The organism is Pseudomonas sp. PA1(2017) (genome assembly GCF_001945375.1).
Classification (GTDB): domain Bacteria; phylum Pseudomonadota; class Gammaproteobacteria; order Pseudomonadales; family Pseudomonadaceae; genus Aquipseudomonas.
The window spans coordinates 1,167,887-1,183,441 of record NZ_MSXU01000009.1; the positions used below are offsets into that span (position 1 = coordinate 1,167,887).

The 15,555-nt window shown below is 64.7% G+C and carries 20 protein-coding genes; 9 read left to right on the forward strand and 11 right to left on the reverse strand.

All coding sequences use genetic code 11. From position 1 onward, the window contains the following. Window positions 1-18 precede the first annotated feature (18 nt). The 5 genes from BVH01_RS12235 to BVH01_RS12255 all read right to left on the reverse strand — a co-directional run bounded on the left by BVH01_RS12235 (window position 19) and on the right by BVH01_RS12255 (window position 3,954). Window positions 19-756 carry an amino acid ABC transporter ATP-binding protein gene (locus tag BVH01_RS12235; RefSeq protein WP_075930569.1) on the reverse strand — a complete coding sequence of 246 codons (738 nt, stop codon included), beginning with the start codon at window positions 754-756 and terminating at the stop codon, window positions 19-21. Continuing rightward, complete coding sequence (locus BVH01_RS12240; protein ID WP_027905148.1) at window positions 737-1,393, reverse strand: amino acid ABC transporter permease; 657 nt, start codon at window positions 1,391-1,393, stop codon at window positions 737-739. Before BVH01_RS12240 ends, BVH01_RS12235 begins: the two co-directional genes overlap by 20 nt. Continuing rightward, window positions 1,393-2,058 carry an amino acid ABC transporter permease gene (locus tag BVH01_RS12245; protein WP_075930570.1) on the reverse strand — a complete coding sequence of 222 codons (666 nt, stop codon included), beginning with the start codon at window positions 2,056-2,058 and terminating at the stop codon, window positions 1,393-1,395. The genes BVH01_RS12240 and BVH01_RS12245 overlap by 1 nt, the downstream gene beginning before the upstream one ends. Window positions 2,059-2,068: 10 nt before the next feature. Continuing rightward, window positions 2,069-2,881: a transporter substrate-binding domain-containing protein gene (locus BVH01_RS12250; RefSeq protein WP_371915300.1), complete on the reverse strand. Its 813-nt coding sequence runs from the start codon at window positions 2,879-2,881 to the stop codon at window positions 2,069-2,071. Window positions 2,882-3,114: 233 nt separating this feature from the next. Further along, window positions 3,115-3,954 (reverse strand): MurR/RpiR family transcriptional regulator, encoded by an 840-nt coding sequence (locus BVH01_RS12255; RefSeq protein WP_075930571.1) that lies wholly within the window; start codon window positions 3,952-3,954, stop codon window positions 3,115-3,117. A gap of 130 nt (window positions 3,955-4,084) precedes the next feature. Between BVH01_RS12255 and hpxX the strand changes: the two genes are divergently transcribed. The 6 genes from hpxX to BVH01_RS12285 all read left to right on the forward strand — a co-directional run bounded on the left by hpxX (window position 4,085) and on the right by BVH01_RS12285 (window position 8,895). Further along, window positions 4,085-4,273, forward strand: coding sequence for an oxalurate catabolism protein HpxX (hpxX, locus tag BVH01_RS12260; protein WP_075930572.1), 189 nt, complete (start codon window positions 4,085-4,087; stop codon window positions 4,271-4,273). Continuing rightward, complete coding sequence (locus BVH01_RS12265; protein WP_075930573.1) at window positions 4,270-5,664, forward strand: AtzE family amidohydrolase; 1,395 nt, start codon at window positions 4,270-4,272, stop codon at window positions 5,662-5,664. The genes hpxX and BVH01_RS12265 overlap by 4 nt, the downstream gene beginning before the upstream one ends. Before the next feature lie 4 nt (window positions 5,665-5,668). Next, window positions 5,669-6,052, forward strand: coding sequence for an oxalurate catabolism protein HpxZ (hpxZ, locus tag BVH01_RS12270; RefSeq protein ID WP_027905142.1), 384 nt, complete (start codon window positions 5,669-5,671; stop codon window positions 6,050-6,052). A gap of 147 nt (window positions 6,053-6,199) precedes the next feature. Further along, entirely contained in the window at window positions 6,200-6,871 is a 672-nt protein-coding gene (gene mupP / locus BVH01_RS12275) for an N-acetylmuramic acid 6-phosphate phosphatase MupP (protein WP_075930574.1), read from the forward strand. A gap of 119 nt (window positions 6,872-6,990) precedes the next feature. Then, window positions 6,991-7,731, forward strand: a complete 741-nt coding sequence (locus BVH01_RS12280; protein ID WP_075930575.1) for a YciK family oxidoreductase — start codon at window positions 6,991-6,993, stop codon at window positions 7,729-7,731. A 240-nt stretch (window positions 7,732-7,971) separates the two neighbouring features. Continuing rightward, entirely contained in the window at window positions 7,972-8,895 is a 924-nt protein-coding gene (locus tag BVH01_RS12285; RefSeq protein ID WP_075930576.1) for a GGDEF domain-containing protein, read from the forward strand. A 211-nt stretch (window positions 8,896-9,106) separates the two neighbouring features. Here the strand turns inward: BVH01_RS12285 and rluB are convergent, their stop codons facing one another. From rluB to BVH01_RS12315, 6 genes are all read right to left on the reverse strand, one after another. After that, window positions 9,107-10,258: a 23S rRNA pseudouridine(2605) synthase RluB gene (gene rluB, locus BVH01_RS12290; RefSeq protein WP_075930577.1), complete on the reverse strand. Its 1,152-nt coding sequence runs from the start codon at window positions 10,256-10,258 to the stop codon at window positions 9,107-9,109. 191 nt (window positions 10,259-10,449) lie between these two features. Next, window positions 10,450-10,629, reverse strand: a complete 180-nt coding sequence (locus BVH01_RS12295) for a DUF1289 domain-containing protein (RefSeq protein ID WP_075930578.1) — start codon at window positions 10,627-10,629, stop codon at window positions 10,450-10,452. Continuing rightward, window positions 10,626-11,456 (reverse strand): SMC-Scp complex subunit ScpB, encoded by an 831-nt coding sequence (scpB, locus tag BVH01_RS12300; protein WP_075930579.1) that lies wholly within the window; start codon window positions 11,454-11,456, stop codon window positions 10,626-10,628. Before scpB ends, BVH01_RS12295 begins: the two co-directional genes overlap by 4 nt. Before the next feature lie 47 nt (window positions 11,457-11,503). Then, on the reverse strand, window positions 11,504-12,235 hold the full coding sequence (locus BVH01_RS12305; protein WP_168172926.1) for a ScpA family protein: 732 nt from the start codon (window positions 12,233-12,235) through the stop codon (window positions 11,504-11,506). A 127-nt stretch (window positions 12,236-12,362) separates the two neighbouring features. Beyond that, window positions 12,363-12,989 (reverse strand): L-threonylcarbamoyladenylate synthase, encoded by a 627-nt coding sequence (locus BVH01_RS12310; RefSeq protein WP_075930581.1) that lies wholly within the window; start codon window positions 12,987-12,989, stop codon window positions 12,363-12,365. Between the two features lie 12 nt (window positions 12,990-13,001). Next, a complete protein-coding gene (locus BVH01_RS12315; protein WP_075930582.1) occupies window positions 13,002-13,865 on the reverse strand; it encodes a PHP domain-containing protein in 864 nt (287 codons plus the stop codon). A 115-nt stretch (window positions 13,866-13,980) separates the two neighbouring features. On the opposite strand from BVH01_RS12315, the gene BVH01_RS12320 reads away from it, so the two are divergent. From BVH01_RS12320 to BVH01_RS12330, 3 genes are all read left to right on the forward strand, one after another. Further along, window positions 13,981-14,280 carry a YciI family protein gene (locus BVH01_RS12320; protein ID WP_075930583.1) on the forward strand — a complete coding sequence of 100 codons (300 nt, stop codon included), beginning with the start codon at window positions 13,981-13,983 and terminating at the stop codon, window positions 14,278-14,280. A gap of 21 nt (window positions 14,281-14,301) precedes the next feature. Continuing rightward, window positions 14,302-14,985: a response regulator transcription factor gene (locus BVH01_RS12325; protein ID WP_075930584.1), complete on the forward strand. Its 684-nt coding sequence runs from the start codon at window positions 14,302-14,304 to the stop codon at window positions 14,983-14,985. A gap of 134 nt (window positions 14,986-15,119) precedes the next feature. Next, a complete protein-coding gene (locus BVH01_RS12330) occupies window positions 15,120-15,530 on the forward strand; it encodes a Spy/CpxP family protein refolding chaperone (protein WP_075930585.1) in 411 nt (136 codons plus the stop codon). Window positions 15,531-15,555 lie beyond the last annotated feature (25 nt).

The following is a 15,555-nucleotide window of genomic DNA, read 5'->3' on the forward strand; positions in this document are numbered from 1 at the left end:
CTCTCGTTCTTGAGACGCTCAGTTCAGTCCGCGTACGGACGAGATGAATTGCTTGAGTTCGGCGCTTTGCGGGTTGGCGAACAGCTCGCGGCTGGGGCCTTGTTCCCATACGCGGCCCTGATGCATGAACACCACGCGGTCACCCACTTCCTGGGCGAAATTCATTTCGTGGGTGACCAGGATCAGCGTCATGCCCTCCTTGGCCAGTTGTTCGAGCACCTTGAGCACCTCGCCGACCAGCTCCGGGTCCAGCGCCGAAGTGATTTCGTCGCACAGCAGCACCTTGGGCGACATGGCCAGCGCACGGGCGATGGCGACGCGCTGCTGCTGGCCGCCGGAAAGACTCGCGGGGTAATAGTCCAGGCGATCACCGAGGCCCACCTTCTCCAGCATGCGTGCCGCCAGCTCACGGCACTCGGCATCGCTCTTCTTCAGTACGCGACGCGGCGCCAGCATGACGTTCTCACGGGCGGTCATGTGCGGGAACAGGTTGAAGCTCTGGAACACCATGCCCACCGAGCGGCTGATTTCCCGCGCCTGGGAATCGCGGTCGGTGACGGTCATGCCGCCGAGCTTGATGCTGCCGTCCTGATAGCCCTCCAGCCCGTTGATGCAGCGCAGCAAGGTGCTCTTGCCCGAGCCGCTGCGGCCGATGATCGACACCACCTCGCCCACCTCGATATCGAGATCGACGCCCTTGAGCACGTGGTTGTCGCCGTAGTACTTCTGTACCTGATCAATGGTGATGAGCGGCATTGAATTTCTTCTCCAGATACTGGCTGTAACGCGACAGCGGATAACACATCAGGAAATAGCCCAGCGCCACCAGACCGAACACCTTGAATGGCTCGTAGGTGACGTTGTTGAGGATGGTGCCGGCCTTGGTCAGCTCGACGAAGCCGATGATCGACGCCAGCGCGGTGCCCTTGATCACCTGTACGGCGAAGCCCACGGTGGGCGCGATGCCGATGCGCAGCGCCTGGGGCAGGATGACGCGAAACAGCGTCTGCCCGACGTCCAGCCCCAGGCAGCGACAGGCTTCCCACTGGCCACGGGGCAGCGCGCGGATGCTGCCGTGCCAGATGTCCACCAGAAACGCGCTGGTGTAGAAGGTCAGCGCCAGCGAGGCAGCTGTCCAGGGCGACACGTCGATGCCCAACAGGGCCACGCCGAAGAACGCCAGGAACAGCTGCATCAGCAGCGGCGTTCCCTGGAACAATTCGGTATAGCCGCGAATCAGCCAGTGCGGCCAGGCGCGCTTGGACAGTCGCGCCATCACCAGCGGAATGGCCACCAAGGTACCGCCGATGAAGGCTGTGAGCGACAACAGCACGGTCCAGCGCGCCGCCAGGAGCAGATTGCGCAGGATGTCCCAGTCGGTGAAGGTGGTCATCATGGCTGCTCTCCAAACCACTTGCGACCGGCCGCCAACAGCAGCTGGCGCATGGCGATGGACAGCGCCAGGTACATCAGCGTGGTCACCAGGTAAACCTCGAAGCTCAGGAAGGTACGCGATTGGATCAGGTTGGCCGCGAAGGTCAGCTCCTCATGGGAGACCTGGGAAACCACCGAGGAGCCGAGCATGACGATGATGCACTGGCTGACCAGCGCCGGATAAATGCGCTTGAGCGATGGCGGCAGCACCACACGCACGAAAGTCTGCGTGCGGCTCAGGCCCAGCACGCGACCGGCCTCCCACTGGCCACGGGGCGTGACCTGGATCCCGGCGCGGATGATCTCGGTGCTGTAGGCGCCCAGGTTGATCAGCATGGCCAGCAGCGCCGCCTCGCCCGCCGTCAGCTTCACACCCAGGTTGGGCAGGCCGAAGACGATGAAGAACAGCTGCACCACGAACGGCGTGTTGCGAATCAGCTCGACGTAGACGCCCCACAGGCGGCTCAGCACGCTAGGCCGGCCGCTGCGCAGGGCCGCACCGAGAATGCCCAGGCCCACGCCGCCCACGGTCGCCATCACCGTGAGCTCAATGGTCACCCAGAGACCGGACAGCAGCTCCGGCCAGTAGGGCCATAGAGCGGAAAAGTTCAGCTGCGCCATCATCGATCAGCCCTTACGCGCCCAGGTTCGCGGGCAGTGGTGCCTTCAGCCATTGCTCGGAAAGGCCGTTGAGCGTGCCGTCGGCCTTGGCCTGTTCGATCAGTGCATCGATCTTGGCTTTCAGCGCCGCCTCACCCTTGCGCAGGCCGATGTAGCACGGCGAATCCTTGAGCATGAACTTGGCCACCGGAGCACGGGCCGCGTTCTGGCGCTCGATGGCCGCGACCACCAGGTTGCCGGTGGCGACGAACTCCACCTGCCCGGACAGATAGGCCGACAGCGTGGTGTTGTTGTCCTCGTAGCGCTTGACCTGAGCACCCTTCGGCGCCACCTCGGTGAGCACCATGTCTTCCACGGCGCCGCGGGTCACGCCAATCGACTTGCCGACCAGCTCGTCAGCCTTCGCCAGGGCGGCGTCCTTGGCACCGAACACGCCAAGGAAGAATGGCGCGTACGCGGCGCTGAAATCGATCACCTGCTCACGCTCGGCGTTCTTGCCCAGGCTGGAGATCACCAGGTCGACCTTGTCGGTCTGCAGGTACGGCACCCGGTTGGCACTGGTGACCGGCACCAGCTGCAATTTAAGTTTCATCTCCTTGGCCAGGTACTTGGCCATGTCGATGTCGTAGCCCTGGGGCTGCAGGTCGGTGCCCACGGAGCCAAATGGTGGGAAATCCTGCGGCACGGCGATGCGGATCACCCCGCGTTTTTCGATCTCTTGCAACTGGTCCGCCAGCGCAGTGGCTGTCTGGGTCAGCAGCAGGCCAGCGGTCAGCAGTGCGATCAGTCCCTTCTTCATCGGCTTCACCCCATCATCGTCAGTCATGAAACGAAAGATTCGTTATCTTCAAATCTGCAACCAACGTGCCAGAGCATTTTTTGGCCGTGACTTTTCCGGTAAGTGCCTATGAGAGCTGCTCTGCAAGCCATCCAACACGCGCATTACGAACGATCGCTATAGCTTTCCGAGCACAATAAAGAGGCGAAACATAAGAATTGAACGCCACAAAAAAGGGCGCCACTTGGCGCCCACATGCTTCTGCGCACCACAAAGTCGCACTAACGCTGTTCCAATTCGTCCAGTTCGCCGTATAGCCCGGCGATCTGATGAATGCGTTGACGTCCCTCAGCCAGTTGCTCATGCAGTAGCGCGTTGACCAGCAGGTTGATCAGGCTGTTGGCGCTGGAATAACTGTCGAACGCCGACACGCTGTCCAGTGGCGCGCACAGGTGCCAACTGGCGAGCGCGATGACGCCCTGGGCCTGCGGCTCGCAGATCACCAGGGTCGGCACCTGCTGCGCCTGCAGGGCTTGCAGGAGCGGACGAATGATCCGCGGGCGACGCCTGAAACCGAATACCACCACCAGATCGTCGGCCGTCAGGTCGACCAGCTCTTCGGCCAGCGTCTGCCCCGGCTGGGGCAGCACCTGCACCGCACTGCGCACCTGCAGCAGTTGCTGGCGCATGTGCAGCGCCACGGGAAAGGCGTTGCGCAGGCCCACGACGAAGACGCGCCTGCTGCTGCCCAGCGCGCGAACCACCTCGCCAAACGACTCGGCCTCGATGGCATTGACCCACTGGGTGAGGTTGGCCATTTCCTGTTTGTAATGCCGCGCCAGCAACGTGTTGCCCTGCACCACGTCGCGGTTCTCGGCCACCGGCATGCCGCTCTGGCGCAGGCCGCGCTGCTCTTCGCGCATGTCCTTGTATTTGTCGTACCCCAGGCGCTTGAACAACCGGCTCACGGTGGCTTTGGAAACCCCAGCGAGCCGCGCCAGTTCGGCGCTGTTGTAACTGACCAGGTCATCGTAATGGTCGAGCACGAAGTCAGCGATACGCTGCTCCTGTGGCGCGAGCTGTGCATAGTGGCTGCGCAGACGTTCATCGAGTTGAGTCATGGAAGGCGCCTTGTAACTTTCGTTTCATTCGACCGATGATATAGAAACCGTCCACCTGCTGAAATCGCCTCGCGGCAATTCATCCCACCGCACCCGTGGCTTAGAGCCGCCACTTCGCAAGGAAACCACCATGCCACCGATCACGCCCGACTGGGCCGCCTATGTCGCCCAGATGGAACAGGTTCTGGCCCTGGAGCTGGACGACGCGCGGCGCCAGGAGCTTCTCACTCAGTTCACCCGCATCGCCGCCATGGCCGAACCGCTGATGACCTTTGCGCTCGATGATCGACTGGAAGTTGCGGGGGTGTACCAGGCATGAATCCCACCCTGCTCTCCATCGACGAAATCCGAACGGGCCTGGCAGCGGGCGAGTTCAGTGCACGGGAAGTCACCGAGCACAGCCTGGCGGCCATCGAGCGCCACAACCCGGCAATCAATGCCTGGACGCAGATCACCCACCAGCGCATGCGCGAGGAAGCCGAGCGGCTGGACCGCTTGCGCCGCGAAGGCTCGCCCCTGCCCGCCCTGGCGGCCGTACCCTATGCGGCGAAGAACCTGTTCGACGTCGCTGGCTTTGCGACCCTGGCCGGCGCCCAGCTGTTCCAGAACCGACCGGCCGCACAGGCCGACGCCTGGGCCGTGCGCCAGCTGTCCGCCAGTGGCGCCCTGCTCTCGGGGATGCTGAACATGGATGCCTACGCCTACGGTTTCACCACGGAAAACACCCACTTCGGCGCCACCCGCAACCCCCACGACCTGTCACGCATCGCCGGTGGCTCCTCCGGCGGCTCGGCAGCGGCGGTAGCAGCCGGCCTGGTGAACTTCTCCCTGGGCAGCGACACCAACGGCTCCATTCGCGTGCCCGCCTCGCTCTGCGGAATCTTCGGCCTCAAGCCCACCTTCGGCCGGCTGTCGCGCAGTGGCTCGCACCCGTTCGTGGGCAGCCTCGACCATATCGGGCCGCTGGCGCGCAGCACCGCCGACCTTGCCGCCGTGTACGACGCACTGCAGGGCCATGATCCGGCGGACGGCTTCCAGGCCAGCCAACCGCCGCAAGCCGTATCGGAGCTTCTCGAGCAGGATCTGGGTGGCCTGCGCGTCGGCGTGCTGGGCGGCTACTTCCAGCAGTGGTGCGACGACAGCGCCCGTGACGCCGTGGCCCGCGCCGCCAAGGCCCTGAGCGCCAGCGAGGAAGTCACCCTGGCCGACGCCGAGCTGGCCCGCACCTCGGCATTCATCATCAGCGCCAGCGAAGGCGGCAACGCCTACCTGCCAGCACTGCGCAGCTCACCGGAGGTGTTCGAGCCGCTGTCGCGCGAACGCCTGCTAGCCGGCGCGATGATTCCCGCCGCCTGGTACGTCCAAGCGCAGCGTTTCCGGCGGTATTTCCAGAGCCAGGTACTGCCGCTGTTCAACGATATCGACGTGCTGATCGCCCCGGCAACGCCGACCAGCGCGACACCCATCGGCCAGGCAACCCTGCGCATCAACGGCGTCGACCTACCGACCCGTGCCAGCATGGGCATGCTGGCACAACCGATTTCCTTCCTCGGCCTGCCGGTGGTCAGCGTGCCGCTGCGTACCTCCGCCGGCCTGCCGATCGGCGTGCAACTGATCGCCGCGCCGTTCCGCGAAGACGCCTGCCTGCGCGCGGCCGCAGCGCTGGAGCGCCTGGGCATCGCGCAAGCCCAAGCCGTGAACCTGGAGTGAATGCATGAACCCTGAACAGATAGACCTGCCTGCCGTGCACGCCGAAGTCAACGCGGCCTTCCAGCGCTATGAACAGGCGTTGATCAGCAATGATATCGCCGTGCTCGACGAGCTGTTCTGGCACGACGCACGTACCGTGCGCCTCGGCGCCTCTGAAAACCTCTATGGCATCGACGAGATCCGCGCCTTTCGCGCCGCGCGACCAACCGCCGGCCTGCACCGCGAATTGCACAACACGGTTATCACCACCTATGGCGAGGACTTCGCCGTATGCAGCACCGAGTTCACCCGCGCGGGCAGCGAGCGCATCGGCCGCCAACAGCAAAGTTGGGTGAAACTCGACGGCCAGTGGCGCATCGTCGCCGCACAGGTAAGCCTGATGAGCTGAGCGGCTGCACGCTGCGACAAAGTGACATACAGTGGGATAACGCCGCCCCAATCGGCAACGGAAACTGGCAACATGCGGCCTACGTCATTTGCCTACGCCAATGTGGGCACATGCCAACGCTATGACTCGAATCCCCAAGGAGGCCTGATGCGCTTGCGCGCGGTTCTTTTCGACATGGATGGCACGCTGCTCGACAGCGCGCCGGACTTCATCGCCATCTGCCAGGCCATGCGCGCCGAGCGCGGCCTGCCGCCGGTAGCGGAAAAGCTGATTCGCGACCACGTCTCCGGCGGCGCCCGGGCGATGATCCTCAACGCCTTCGACATCGACCCGATGAGCCCGGGTTTCGAAGCCTTGCGTCTGGAGTTTCTGGAGCGCTACCAGGACCACTGCGCGGTACTGACCCGCCCTTACGAAGGCATCGAGCCGCTGCTCGAGGACATCGAACGGGCCAAGCTGATCTGGGGCGTGGTGACCAACAAGCCGCTGCGTTTCGCCGAGCCGATCATGCAGCGCCTGGGCCTGGCCGAGCGCTCCTCGATCCTGATTTGCCCGGACCACGTGACCCGTAGCAAGCCCGACCCGGAGCCGATGATCCTCGCCTGCTCGACCCTCAAGCTCGACCCGGCCACCGTGCTGTTCGTCGGCGACGACCTGCGCGACATCGAGTCCGGCCGCGACGCCGGCACCAAGACCGCGGCGGTCACCTACGGCTATATCCACCCCGACGACAATCCCCGTCACTGGGGCGCCGATGTGGTCATCGACCATCCGCTGGAACTGCGCAAAGTGCTCGATCAGGCGCTGTGCAGCTGCTGAATCGCTGTCGCTTCATGACGCCGGTCAGCAAGCGCTGAGCGCCCCCGCCTAAAATGAGCCCGCCGCCTTGTCGGCGGGCCCCATTCATTTCATCCCTACGAAACCAGAGGACTGTTGCCATGTTCGATTACAGCGCCCGCCCCGACCTGCTCAAGGATCGCGTGATCCTGGTGACCGGCGCCGGCCGCGGCATCGGCGCCGCCGCAGCGCGAACCTATGCGGCCCACGGCGCCACCGTGCTGCTGCTGGGCAAGAGCGAGGAGAACCTGGCGCGCACCTACGACGCCATCGAGCAGGCGGGTCACCCACAGCCGGTGGTGATTCCCTTCGATCTGGAAACGGCCCTGCCGCATCAGTACGACGAGTTGGCGGCGACGGTCGAGAAAGCCTTCGGCAAGCTCGATGGCCTGCTGCACAACGCCTCTATCATCGGCCCGCGCACGCCACTGGAGCAGCTGTCCGGCGATAATTTCATGCGAGTCATGCAGGTCAACGTCAACGCGATGTTCATGCTGACCAGCACGCTGCTGCCGCTGCTCAAACTGTCCGCCGATGCCTCGGTGGTGTTCACCTCCAGCAGCGTCGGCCGCAAGGGCCGTGCCTACTGGGGCGCCTATGCGGTGTCCAAGTTCGCCACCGAAGGGCTGATGCAGGTAATGGCCGACGAGATCGAAGGCATCACCGCAATCCGTGCCAACAGCGTCAATCCGGGCGGCACGCGCACTGACATGCGCGCCCAGGCTTATCCTGGCGAGGATCCGCAGACCCGACCGACGCCGGAGGCCATCATGCCGGTCTACCTTTACCTGATGGGGTCGGACAGCCAGGGCATCAATGGCCAGGCATTCGACGCCCAATAGTCACCGTCTTATCGCCCTCGCCCACCACGATCAGCGCCGCGACATTAAATTGTCGCGCGTCCCCGCAAAGCGGCAAACGCTTGCCGTCATTCTGACGGCGCATTGCCATCAATGGCCCTCTGCCGCTATCGATCAGTTGCAACCTGTTGAACCTCAAGGCTTTTAATCGGCCCAAAAAGACTGGCACGAAATTAGCTCTGTAGCTTGCAAGCTGCAACGAAGCGCCAGAGGTTCATAAAAATGGTCCCACCCAGCCAGAAAAACACCATCGATTTCGACGCTGCCAAAGTGCAGCGTCTCGGCCTCTCGCCGCGCAAGGAGCAGACCCGTCCGGTCAGCCTGGCGCAGCTGCGCCAGCGCCTCGGTCTGCAATTGCAGACCAGCCTGGACGCCGAGCGCATCCTCGCCACCTTCTTCCGCGAGCTGCAGCACCTGGTTCCGGTGGACTCGCTGGGCTATCAGCACTCGAGCAGCGACCTGCGCCTGGATTTCGGCCAGCAGGCCAATCACTCGGCGACCTATCGCCTCAGCCACGAGAGCGAATACCTGGGTGAGCTGACCTTCCGGCGGCGCCAGCGTTTTTCCGATCACGAACTGGCGCAGCTCGAATCCCTGCTGGCCAGCCTCATGTACCCGCTGCGCAACGCCCTGCTCTACCGCGTGGCGATCCAGAGCGCGCTGCGCGATCCGCTGACCAACACCGGCAACCGCATCGCCATGGATCAGGTGCTGGGCCGTGAGATCGAACTGGCGCGCCGTAATAGCCAGCCGCTGTCGCTGCTGATGCTGGACATCGATCACTTCAAGGGCATCAACGACGAGCACGGCCACAGCGCCGGCGACGAAGTGCTCAAGGCCGTCGCCACCACCATCAAGGATCAGCTGCGCAACATCGACATGGTGTTCCGCTATGGCGGCGAGGAGTTTCTGGTGCTGCTGTCCGGCACTCCAGGCGAAGGTGCCAAGCTGGTCGGCGAGCGTCTGCGCGAAGCGGTGCTGGGCCTGCAGTGCGTGGTGCAGGGCCGGCCAGTGAAGATGTCCATCAGCCTGGGCTGCGCCACCCTGGAGCCCGGCGAATCGGCGGACGGCTTGCTCAACCGCGCGGACAAGGCGCTTTACAGCGCCAAGCGCAGCGGCCGCAACTGCCTGGCGATGGCAGGCTGAAAGCTCTGATCGACGCCCATTGAAAAGGTCCCCAGCCGAGAGGACTGGGGCCCTTTTTTATCCGCAAGCTGGTGGCATTGCATGCCTAGGAGCAGCTCCAGCCGCGCGCCCTTCGCAGAGTATCGCGGCTAAAGCTGCTCCTACAGGCTGGCCTGTGTGGTCCACGGCCTAGAGGGGCGCCCTCCGTGCTTACCCAGCTTTCAGCGTTTCACTACGGCTTGCGACTGCCGCGACCGGAACCCGGACGCTGGCCATCGCCTGCCGGGCGGCTACGACGATTATCGCCACCGGCCGGCTTGCGCGGCGCACGCTCAGCGGATTCGCCACGCGGCTTGCTCGGCTTCTTGCCGACATCACGCGGGCGCTCGGCAACCGGCGTACCGCGAGCCGACTCACCAGCCGACGGGCGCGGTGCACGGCTCGGACGTTCGCTTTGCTCTGCACGGCTACCACGAGCGGCGCCCTGAGCAGGGCCACCATTGGCCGGGCGCAGGGTGCGCCCGGGGCGCTCACCGCGGCCGACCGGCTTGGCGGCCTTGCGCTGCAGGCGGTCGAGCTTGTCGCGGGTCTTTTCCTTCATCTCCGGCAGGGCAACCGGCTTGAGGCCGACCTCTTCGCTGAGGATGTCGACTTCGCGCTGGCCCATTTCGCGCCAACGGCCCATGGGCAGGTCCGAGGTCATGAACACCGGGCCGAAGCGCACGCGCTTCAGGCGGCTGACCACCAGGCCCTGGGATTCCCACAGGCGACGTACTTCGCGGTTACGACCTTCCATGACCACGCAGTGGTACCAGTGGTTGAAACCCTCACCACCTGGCGCTTCCTTGATGTCGGTGAACTTGGCCGGGCCGTCTTCGAGCATCACGCCCGCCTTGAGGCGTTCGATCATCTCCTCATCAACCTCGCCGCGTACGCGCACGGCGTATTCACGGTCCATCTGGTAGGACGGGTGCATCAGACGGTTGGCCAGCTCGCCGTCCGTGGTGAACATCAGCAGGCCGGTGGTGTTGATGTCCAGACGGCCGATGTTGATCCAGCGGCCCTCTTTCGGGCGCGGCAGGCGGTCGAACACCGTCGGGCGGCCTTCCGGGTCGTCGCGGGTGCAGATCTCGCCGTCGGGCTTGTTGTAGATCAGCACGCGGCGCACGGTTTCCGTCGCCTCTTCGCGGCGCAACAAACGGCCGTCGACGGAGATGGCGTCATGCAGGTCGACACGCTGGCCGAGGCTGGCGTCGTTGCCGTTGACCTTGACGCGGCCGGCAGTGATCCAGGATTCGATTTCGCGGCGCGAGGCCAGGCCCATGCGAGCCAGGACCTTCTGCAGTTTTTCGCCAGCGGGGCTGTATTCTTCGGTTTCACTCATCTGGGCACCTCCCGGTGTTTTCTGGTGATGGGACGATCATTAGGGTCTGTTGCCGTCTCAACGCGAGCCGCCTTGCGGCGAGACAACAGACCCTAGGAAGGGGCGCGCATCATACGCGGATCAGGCGCGGCACGCACCTGGCAGCAGAGCATAGCCGTCGGGCGATGTAGCGCATGACCGTCGGTCGGCAGCTAGCGCTTGCGACGTGCCTTGCTGCCCATGGCCAGCAGGCGCATGTCCGCCTCAGCGGCGACCAGGCGCTGCTCGGCCTTGTCGAGTTTCTTCCAGGCCTTGATTTCCGCCTTGCTGCGCCCGCAACCGAGGCAGATGCCGTCATCGAATTTGCAGACGCTGATGCAGGGGTCTTTCATGAAGTCTCTTCGCGCTCGCTGGTGGACGGGTCATCCGCAACCCTAGAGACCGTTTCCGACTCACCCTGGTTCGACTCATCGCCGGCGCGCGCCAGATCGTCGAAGTCGGTTTTCAGGCCCTGCTCCATGGCATCCAGCTCGGCCAGTAGCGAGCCGAAACTGGTCTCGGCCTTGGCCTGGGCGTCGGTTTCGGGCTCGGCGTCGTCATCCGCCAGGGCCAGATCGGCGCGCGCCTGCAGGCTCTGTGGCACCGCCGGGTCATCGTCGTCCTGAGCCAATATTGGCTCGGGCTCCAGCTCGCGCAGCGCAGCCAAAGGCGGCAGCTCGTCAAGGTTCTTCAGGTTGAAGTGGTCGAGAAAGCCCTTGGTGGTGGCGAACATGGCCGGCCGGCCGGGCACGTCGCGGTAACCGACCACGCGAATCCACTCGCGCTCCTGCAGGGTCTTGACGATCTGGCTGTTCACCGCCACGCCGCGGATCTCCTCGATCTCGCCGCGGGTAATGGGCTGGCGGTAGGCGATCAGCGCCAGGGTCTCGAGCATGGCCCGCGAATAGCGCTGCGGGCGCTCTTCCCACAGGCGGCCGACCCAGGGGGAAAAGCTGTCGCGAACCTGCAGGCGATAGCCGGAGGCCACCTCCTTGAGCTCGAAGGCGCGGCCCTTGCAGCTGCCACCGAGGATCGCCAGCGCCTTGCGAAACACATCGGCCTCCGAGCGCTCGGCTTCCTCGAACAATTCCATGATCCGCTCGAGCGACAGCGGCTTGCCGGAGGCCAGCAGCAGGCCCTCGAGCAAGGTAGAGAGTTGCTTGGGATCGGACAGGTTCATGGTCGGGACATACCGCGCGCAGCCGCAAAAGCGGCGAGTCTAGCAGCTCATTCGAACGCGCTCTCGCCCTCTTCCTCCACGCCCGCCACGCGCAGGCGCACGTGCACGGCGGCGAACGCCTCGTTCTGCACCAGTTCGACCAGCGACTCCTTGACCAGCTCGAGAATCGCCATGAAGGTCACCACCACGCCGAGGCGACCTTCCTCCGCAGTGAACAGCTCGACGAACGGCACGAACACCCCGCCCTTCAGCCGTTCGAGCACCTCGCTCATGCGCTCGCGGGTGGACAGCGCCTCGCGGCTGACCTGGTGGCTTTCGAACATGTCGGCGCGGCGCAGCACCTCGGCCATCGACACCAGCAGTTCCTGTAGCTCCACCGTGGGCAGCAGCTTGCGCGCCCTCGCTTCCGGCGCCTCGACGCGCGGCACGATGAGGTCGCGGCCCACCCGCGGCAGGGCATCGATGCCCTCGGCGGCGGCCTTGAAGCGTTCGTATTCGAGCAGGCGGCGAATCAGCTCGGCACGCGGGTCGTCTTCCTCTTCTTCGGCCTCGGCCGAGCGCGGCAAGAGCATGCGCGACTTGATCTCGGCGAGCATGGCCGCCATCACCAGGTACTCGGCGGCCAGCTCCAGGCGCACGGTGTGCATCAGCTCGACGTAGCCCATATATTGGCGAGTGATCTCCGCCACCGGGATGTCCAGCACGTCGATGTTCTGCTTGCGAATCAGGTAGAGCAGCAGGTCCAGCGGGCCTTCGAAGGCTTCGAGGAATACTTCCAGGGCGTCCGGCGGGATGTACAGGTCGACGGGCAGCTCGGTGAGCGCCTCGCCATAGACCATGGCGAATGGCAACTCCTGCTGGGCGCCGGCCTGACTGTCGACGGTCTCGGTTATGGTCGACATCGAATCAGCGTGACTCGAAAGGCGATGGATCGCCGCAACCGACGCGGATCACCTCGGGCTCGTCGTCCACCAGACCGATTACCGTAGAGGCTTCCAGGCCGCCGAAGCCACCGTCGATGACCAGATCCACCTGATGCTCGAGCATCTGGCGCATCTCGTAGGGATCGCTCATCGGCAGGTCTTCGCCGGGCAGGATCAGACTGACGCTCATCATCGGCTCGCCGAGTTCCTCGAGCAGCGCCGCGGCGATGGGATGGCTGGGCACCCTCAGGCCGATGGTGCGGCGCTTGGGGTGCAGCAGCATGCGCGGCACTTCGCGGGTGGCGTTGAGAATGAAGGTGTACGGCCCCGGCGTGTGGTTCTTCAGCAGCCGAAAGGCGGCAGTGTCGACCTTGGCAAAGGTGCTGAGCTGCGACAGGTCGCGGCACACCAGGGTGAAATTGTGCTTGTCATCGAGCTGACGCAGGCGCCGAATCCGCTCCATGGCGTTCTTGGCGCCCATCTGGCAGCCCACCGCGTAGGACGAGTCGGTGGGATACACCACCACGCCACCGTTGCGGATGATGTCGACCGCCTGCTTGATCAGACGGGCCTGGGGACTTTCCGGGTGAATCTGAAAAAACTGGCTCATGGCTAGCAACTCTCAAACGGCTTCGTACGAGGGCGCGCAGCCGAAACGCGTCCATAACGGGGAAAGGTCATCGGGCAGCGGCCGGTACAAACCCAGTTCCGACCAATCGCCTGGAGCGTGAAAATCGCTGCCGACACTGGCCAGCAGGCCGAACTCACGCGCCAGAATCGCCAGCCCACCGACCTGCTCGGCCGGCTGCATGCCGTTGACGACCTCCAGCGAGTGACCGCCCGCTGCGGCGAATGCAGTCACCAGTTTGCGGCGCTTGCTGCGCGTGAAGTCGTACTGCCAGGGGTGGGCAAGGCTGATCCACGCATTGGACTGGCGCAGTGTCTCGAGCGTTTCATCTAACGTTGGCCAGTGCTGCTTGACGTCGCCGAGCTTGCCGGAGCCCAGCCATTTGCGAAAGGCGTCGGCGCGATCCTTGACGAAGCCACCGCGCACCAGAAACTCCGCGAAATGCGGCCGCGCAGGCGCGTTGCCGCTTTCGCCCTGGGCCTGCTGAATGGCCCGCGCACCTTCCAGCGCGCCCTCCATGCCCTTGAGCGCCAGGCGCCGGGAGATCTCCTCGGCGCGCAGCCAGCGGCCCTGGTGCAGGTCGGCGATGGCCTGGCGCAAGGCCGGCGCGTCGCTGTCGAAGGCATAGCCCAGCACATGAATGGTCGCGCCGCCCCAGGTACAGGACAACTCGATGCCATTGACCAGTTGCACGCCCAGCTCGCTTGCCGTGGCGCGCGCCTCATCGAGCCCTTCGAGGGTGTCGTGGTCGGTCAGCGCCAGCATGGTGACGCCGCGCCCGTGCGCCCGCGCGACCACCTCGGCAGGCGGCAGGGCGCCGTCCGAAGCGGTACTGTGGCAATGAAGATCAACCTGCATAAGGGGCGCTTTCCCGACGAATCATGTTTGTTATTATGCCGCGGCCGGCAGATTCTTGCCCGCTATCGCGCTGTTCTCTCGCCTCTTTTCTCGCGGCTCACCCACAAGGATCGACATGCTCTACGCCATCATCGCCACCGACGTGGAAAACTCCCTCGAGCTTCGCCTCTCCGTTCGTCCCGCTCACCTGGCCCGCCTGGAACAGCTGAAAAACGAAGGCCGCCTGGTACTGGCCGGCCCCAACCCGGCCATCGACAGCAACGATCCAGGCCCGGCGGGCTTCACCGGCAGCCTGATCGTCGCCGAATTCGAATCGCTGGAAGCCGCCAAGACCTGGGCCAGCGCCGACCCGTTCCGCACCGCCGGCGTCTACGCCAGCATCGTGGTCAAACCCTTCAAGCACGTACTGCCGTAACAGGGAATCGTCATCACCGCCATGAGTGAGCTGCTGCTGATCGACGATGACGTCGAACTCTGTGACCTGCTGGCCAGTTGGCTGACCCAGGAAGGCTTCCAGGTCACTGCCCGCCACGACGGCCAGGGCGCGCGCCAGGCGTTGATGCAAAGTGCGCCCGACGCCGTGGTGCTGGACGTGATGCTGCCCGACGGCAGCGGCCTGGAGCTGCTCAAGCAATTGCGCGGCGAGCACCCCGACTTGCCGGTGCTGATGCTTTCGGCCCGCGGCGAACCCCTGGACCGAATCCTCGGCCTGGAACTGGGCGCCGACGATTACCTGGCCAAACCCTGCGACCCCCGCGAGCTGACCGCCCGCCTGCGTGCCGTACTACGGCGCAGCCTGCCGCCGGCCGCGTCCAGCCAGATCGAGCTGGGCGACCTGCGTTTCAGCCCGGCCCGTGGCGTGGCCGCGCTGGGTGCCGAAGGCCAGGAAATCGTCCTGACTCTGTCCGAAAGCCGGGTGCTCGAGGCGCTGCTCAAGCAGCCGGGCGAGCCGGTCGACAAGCAGGCGCTCGCCCAGCTGGCCCTGGGCCGCAAGCTGACCCTCTACGACCGCAGCCTGGACATGCACGTCAGCAACCTGCGCAAGAAGATCGGCCCGCACTCCGATGGCCGTCCGCGCGTGGTCGCGCTGCGTGGGCGCGGCTATTACTACGCGCCTTGATTCATGCCCTGGCCGCTTTACATTGCGACAGCGCTCTTTACCCTGCCTTTACCTTGGCTGACTGCGCCTTACCTTGAAAGCCCTAATCTGGGCACATCCGGCAACTGGCCGGTTTCGAGACAAGGAGATACACCATGCGCAAGACCATGACCGCCCTGCTCCTCGCCATGACCCTGCCGACCCTGGCCATGGCCGCCCCCGGTGACGATCACCGCCCAGGCGGCCCGGGCCCAGGCCCCCGCATGTTCCATGAGTTGGACCTGAGCAAGGAGCAGCAACGCCAGGTTCACAAACTGATGGGCGAACAGCGCAAGAACGATCGCGAACTGACCCAACGCTATCTGGACAAACTGCCCGAGGCTGACAAGAAGGCTCTGGAAAGCGAGCGCAAGGCGTCCCGCGACAAGCAGCAAAGCGCCATTCGCGCCGTGCTGACGCCCGAGCAGCAGAAGACTTTCGACGAGCAGGTCGCCAAGATGAAAGAACGCAAAGCCGACCGCGAAGCCTTCGAAGCCTGGAAAGCCGAACACAAGAAAGCTGGCTGATCCTGGGATCTGTTGCCGTTTCAAG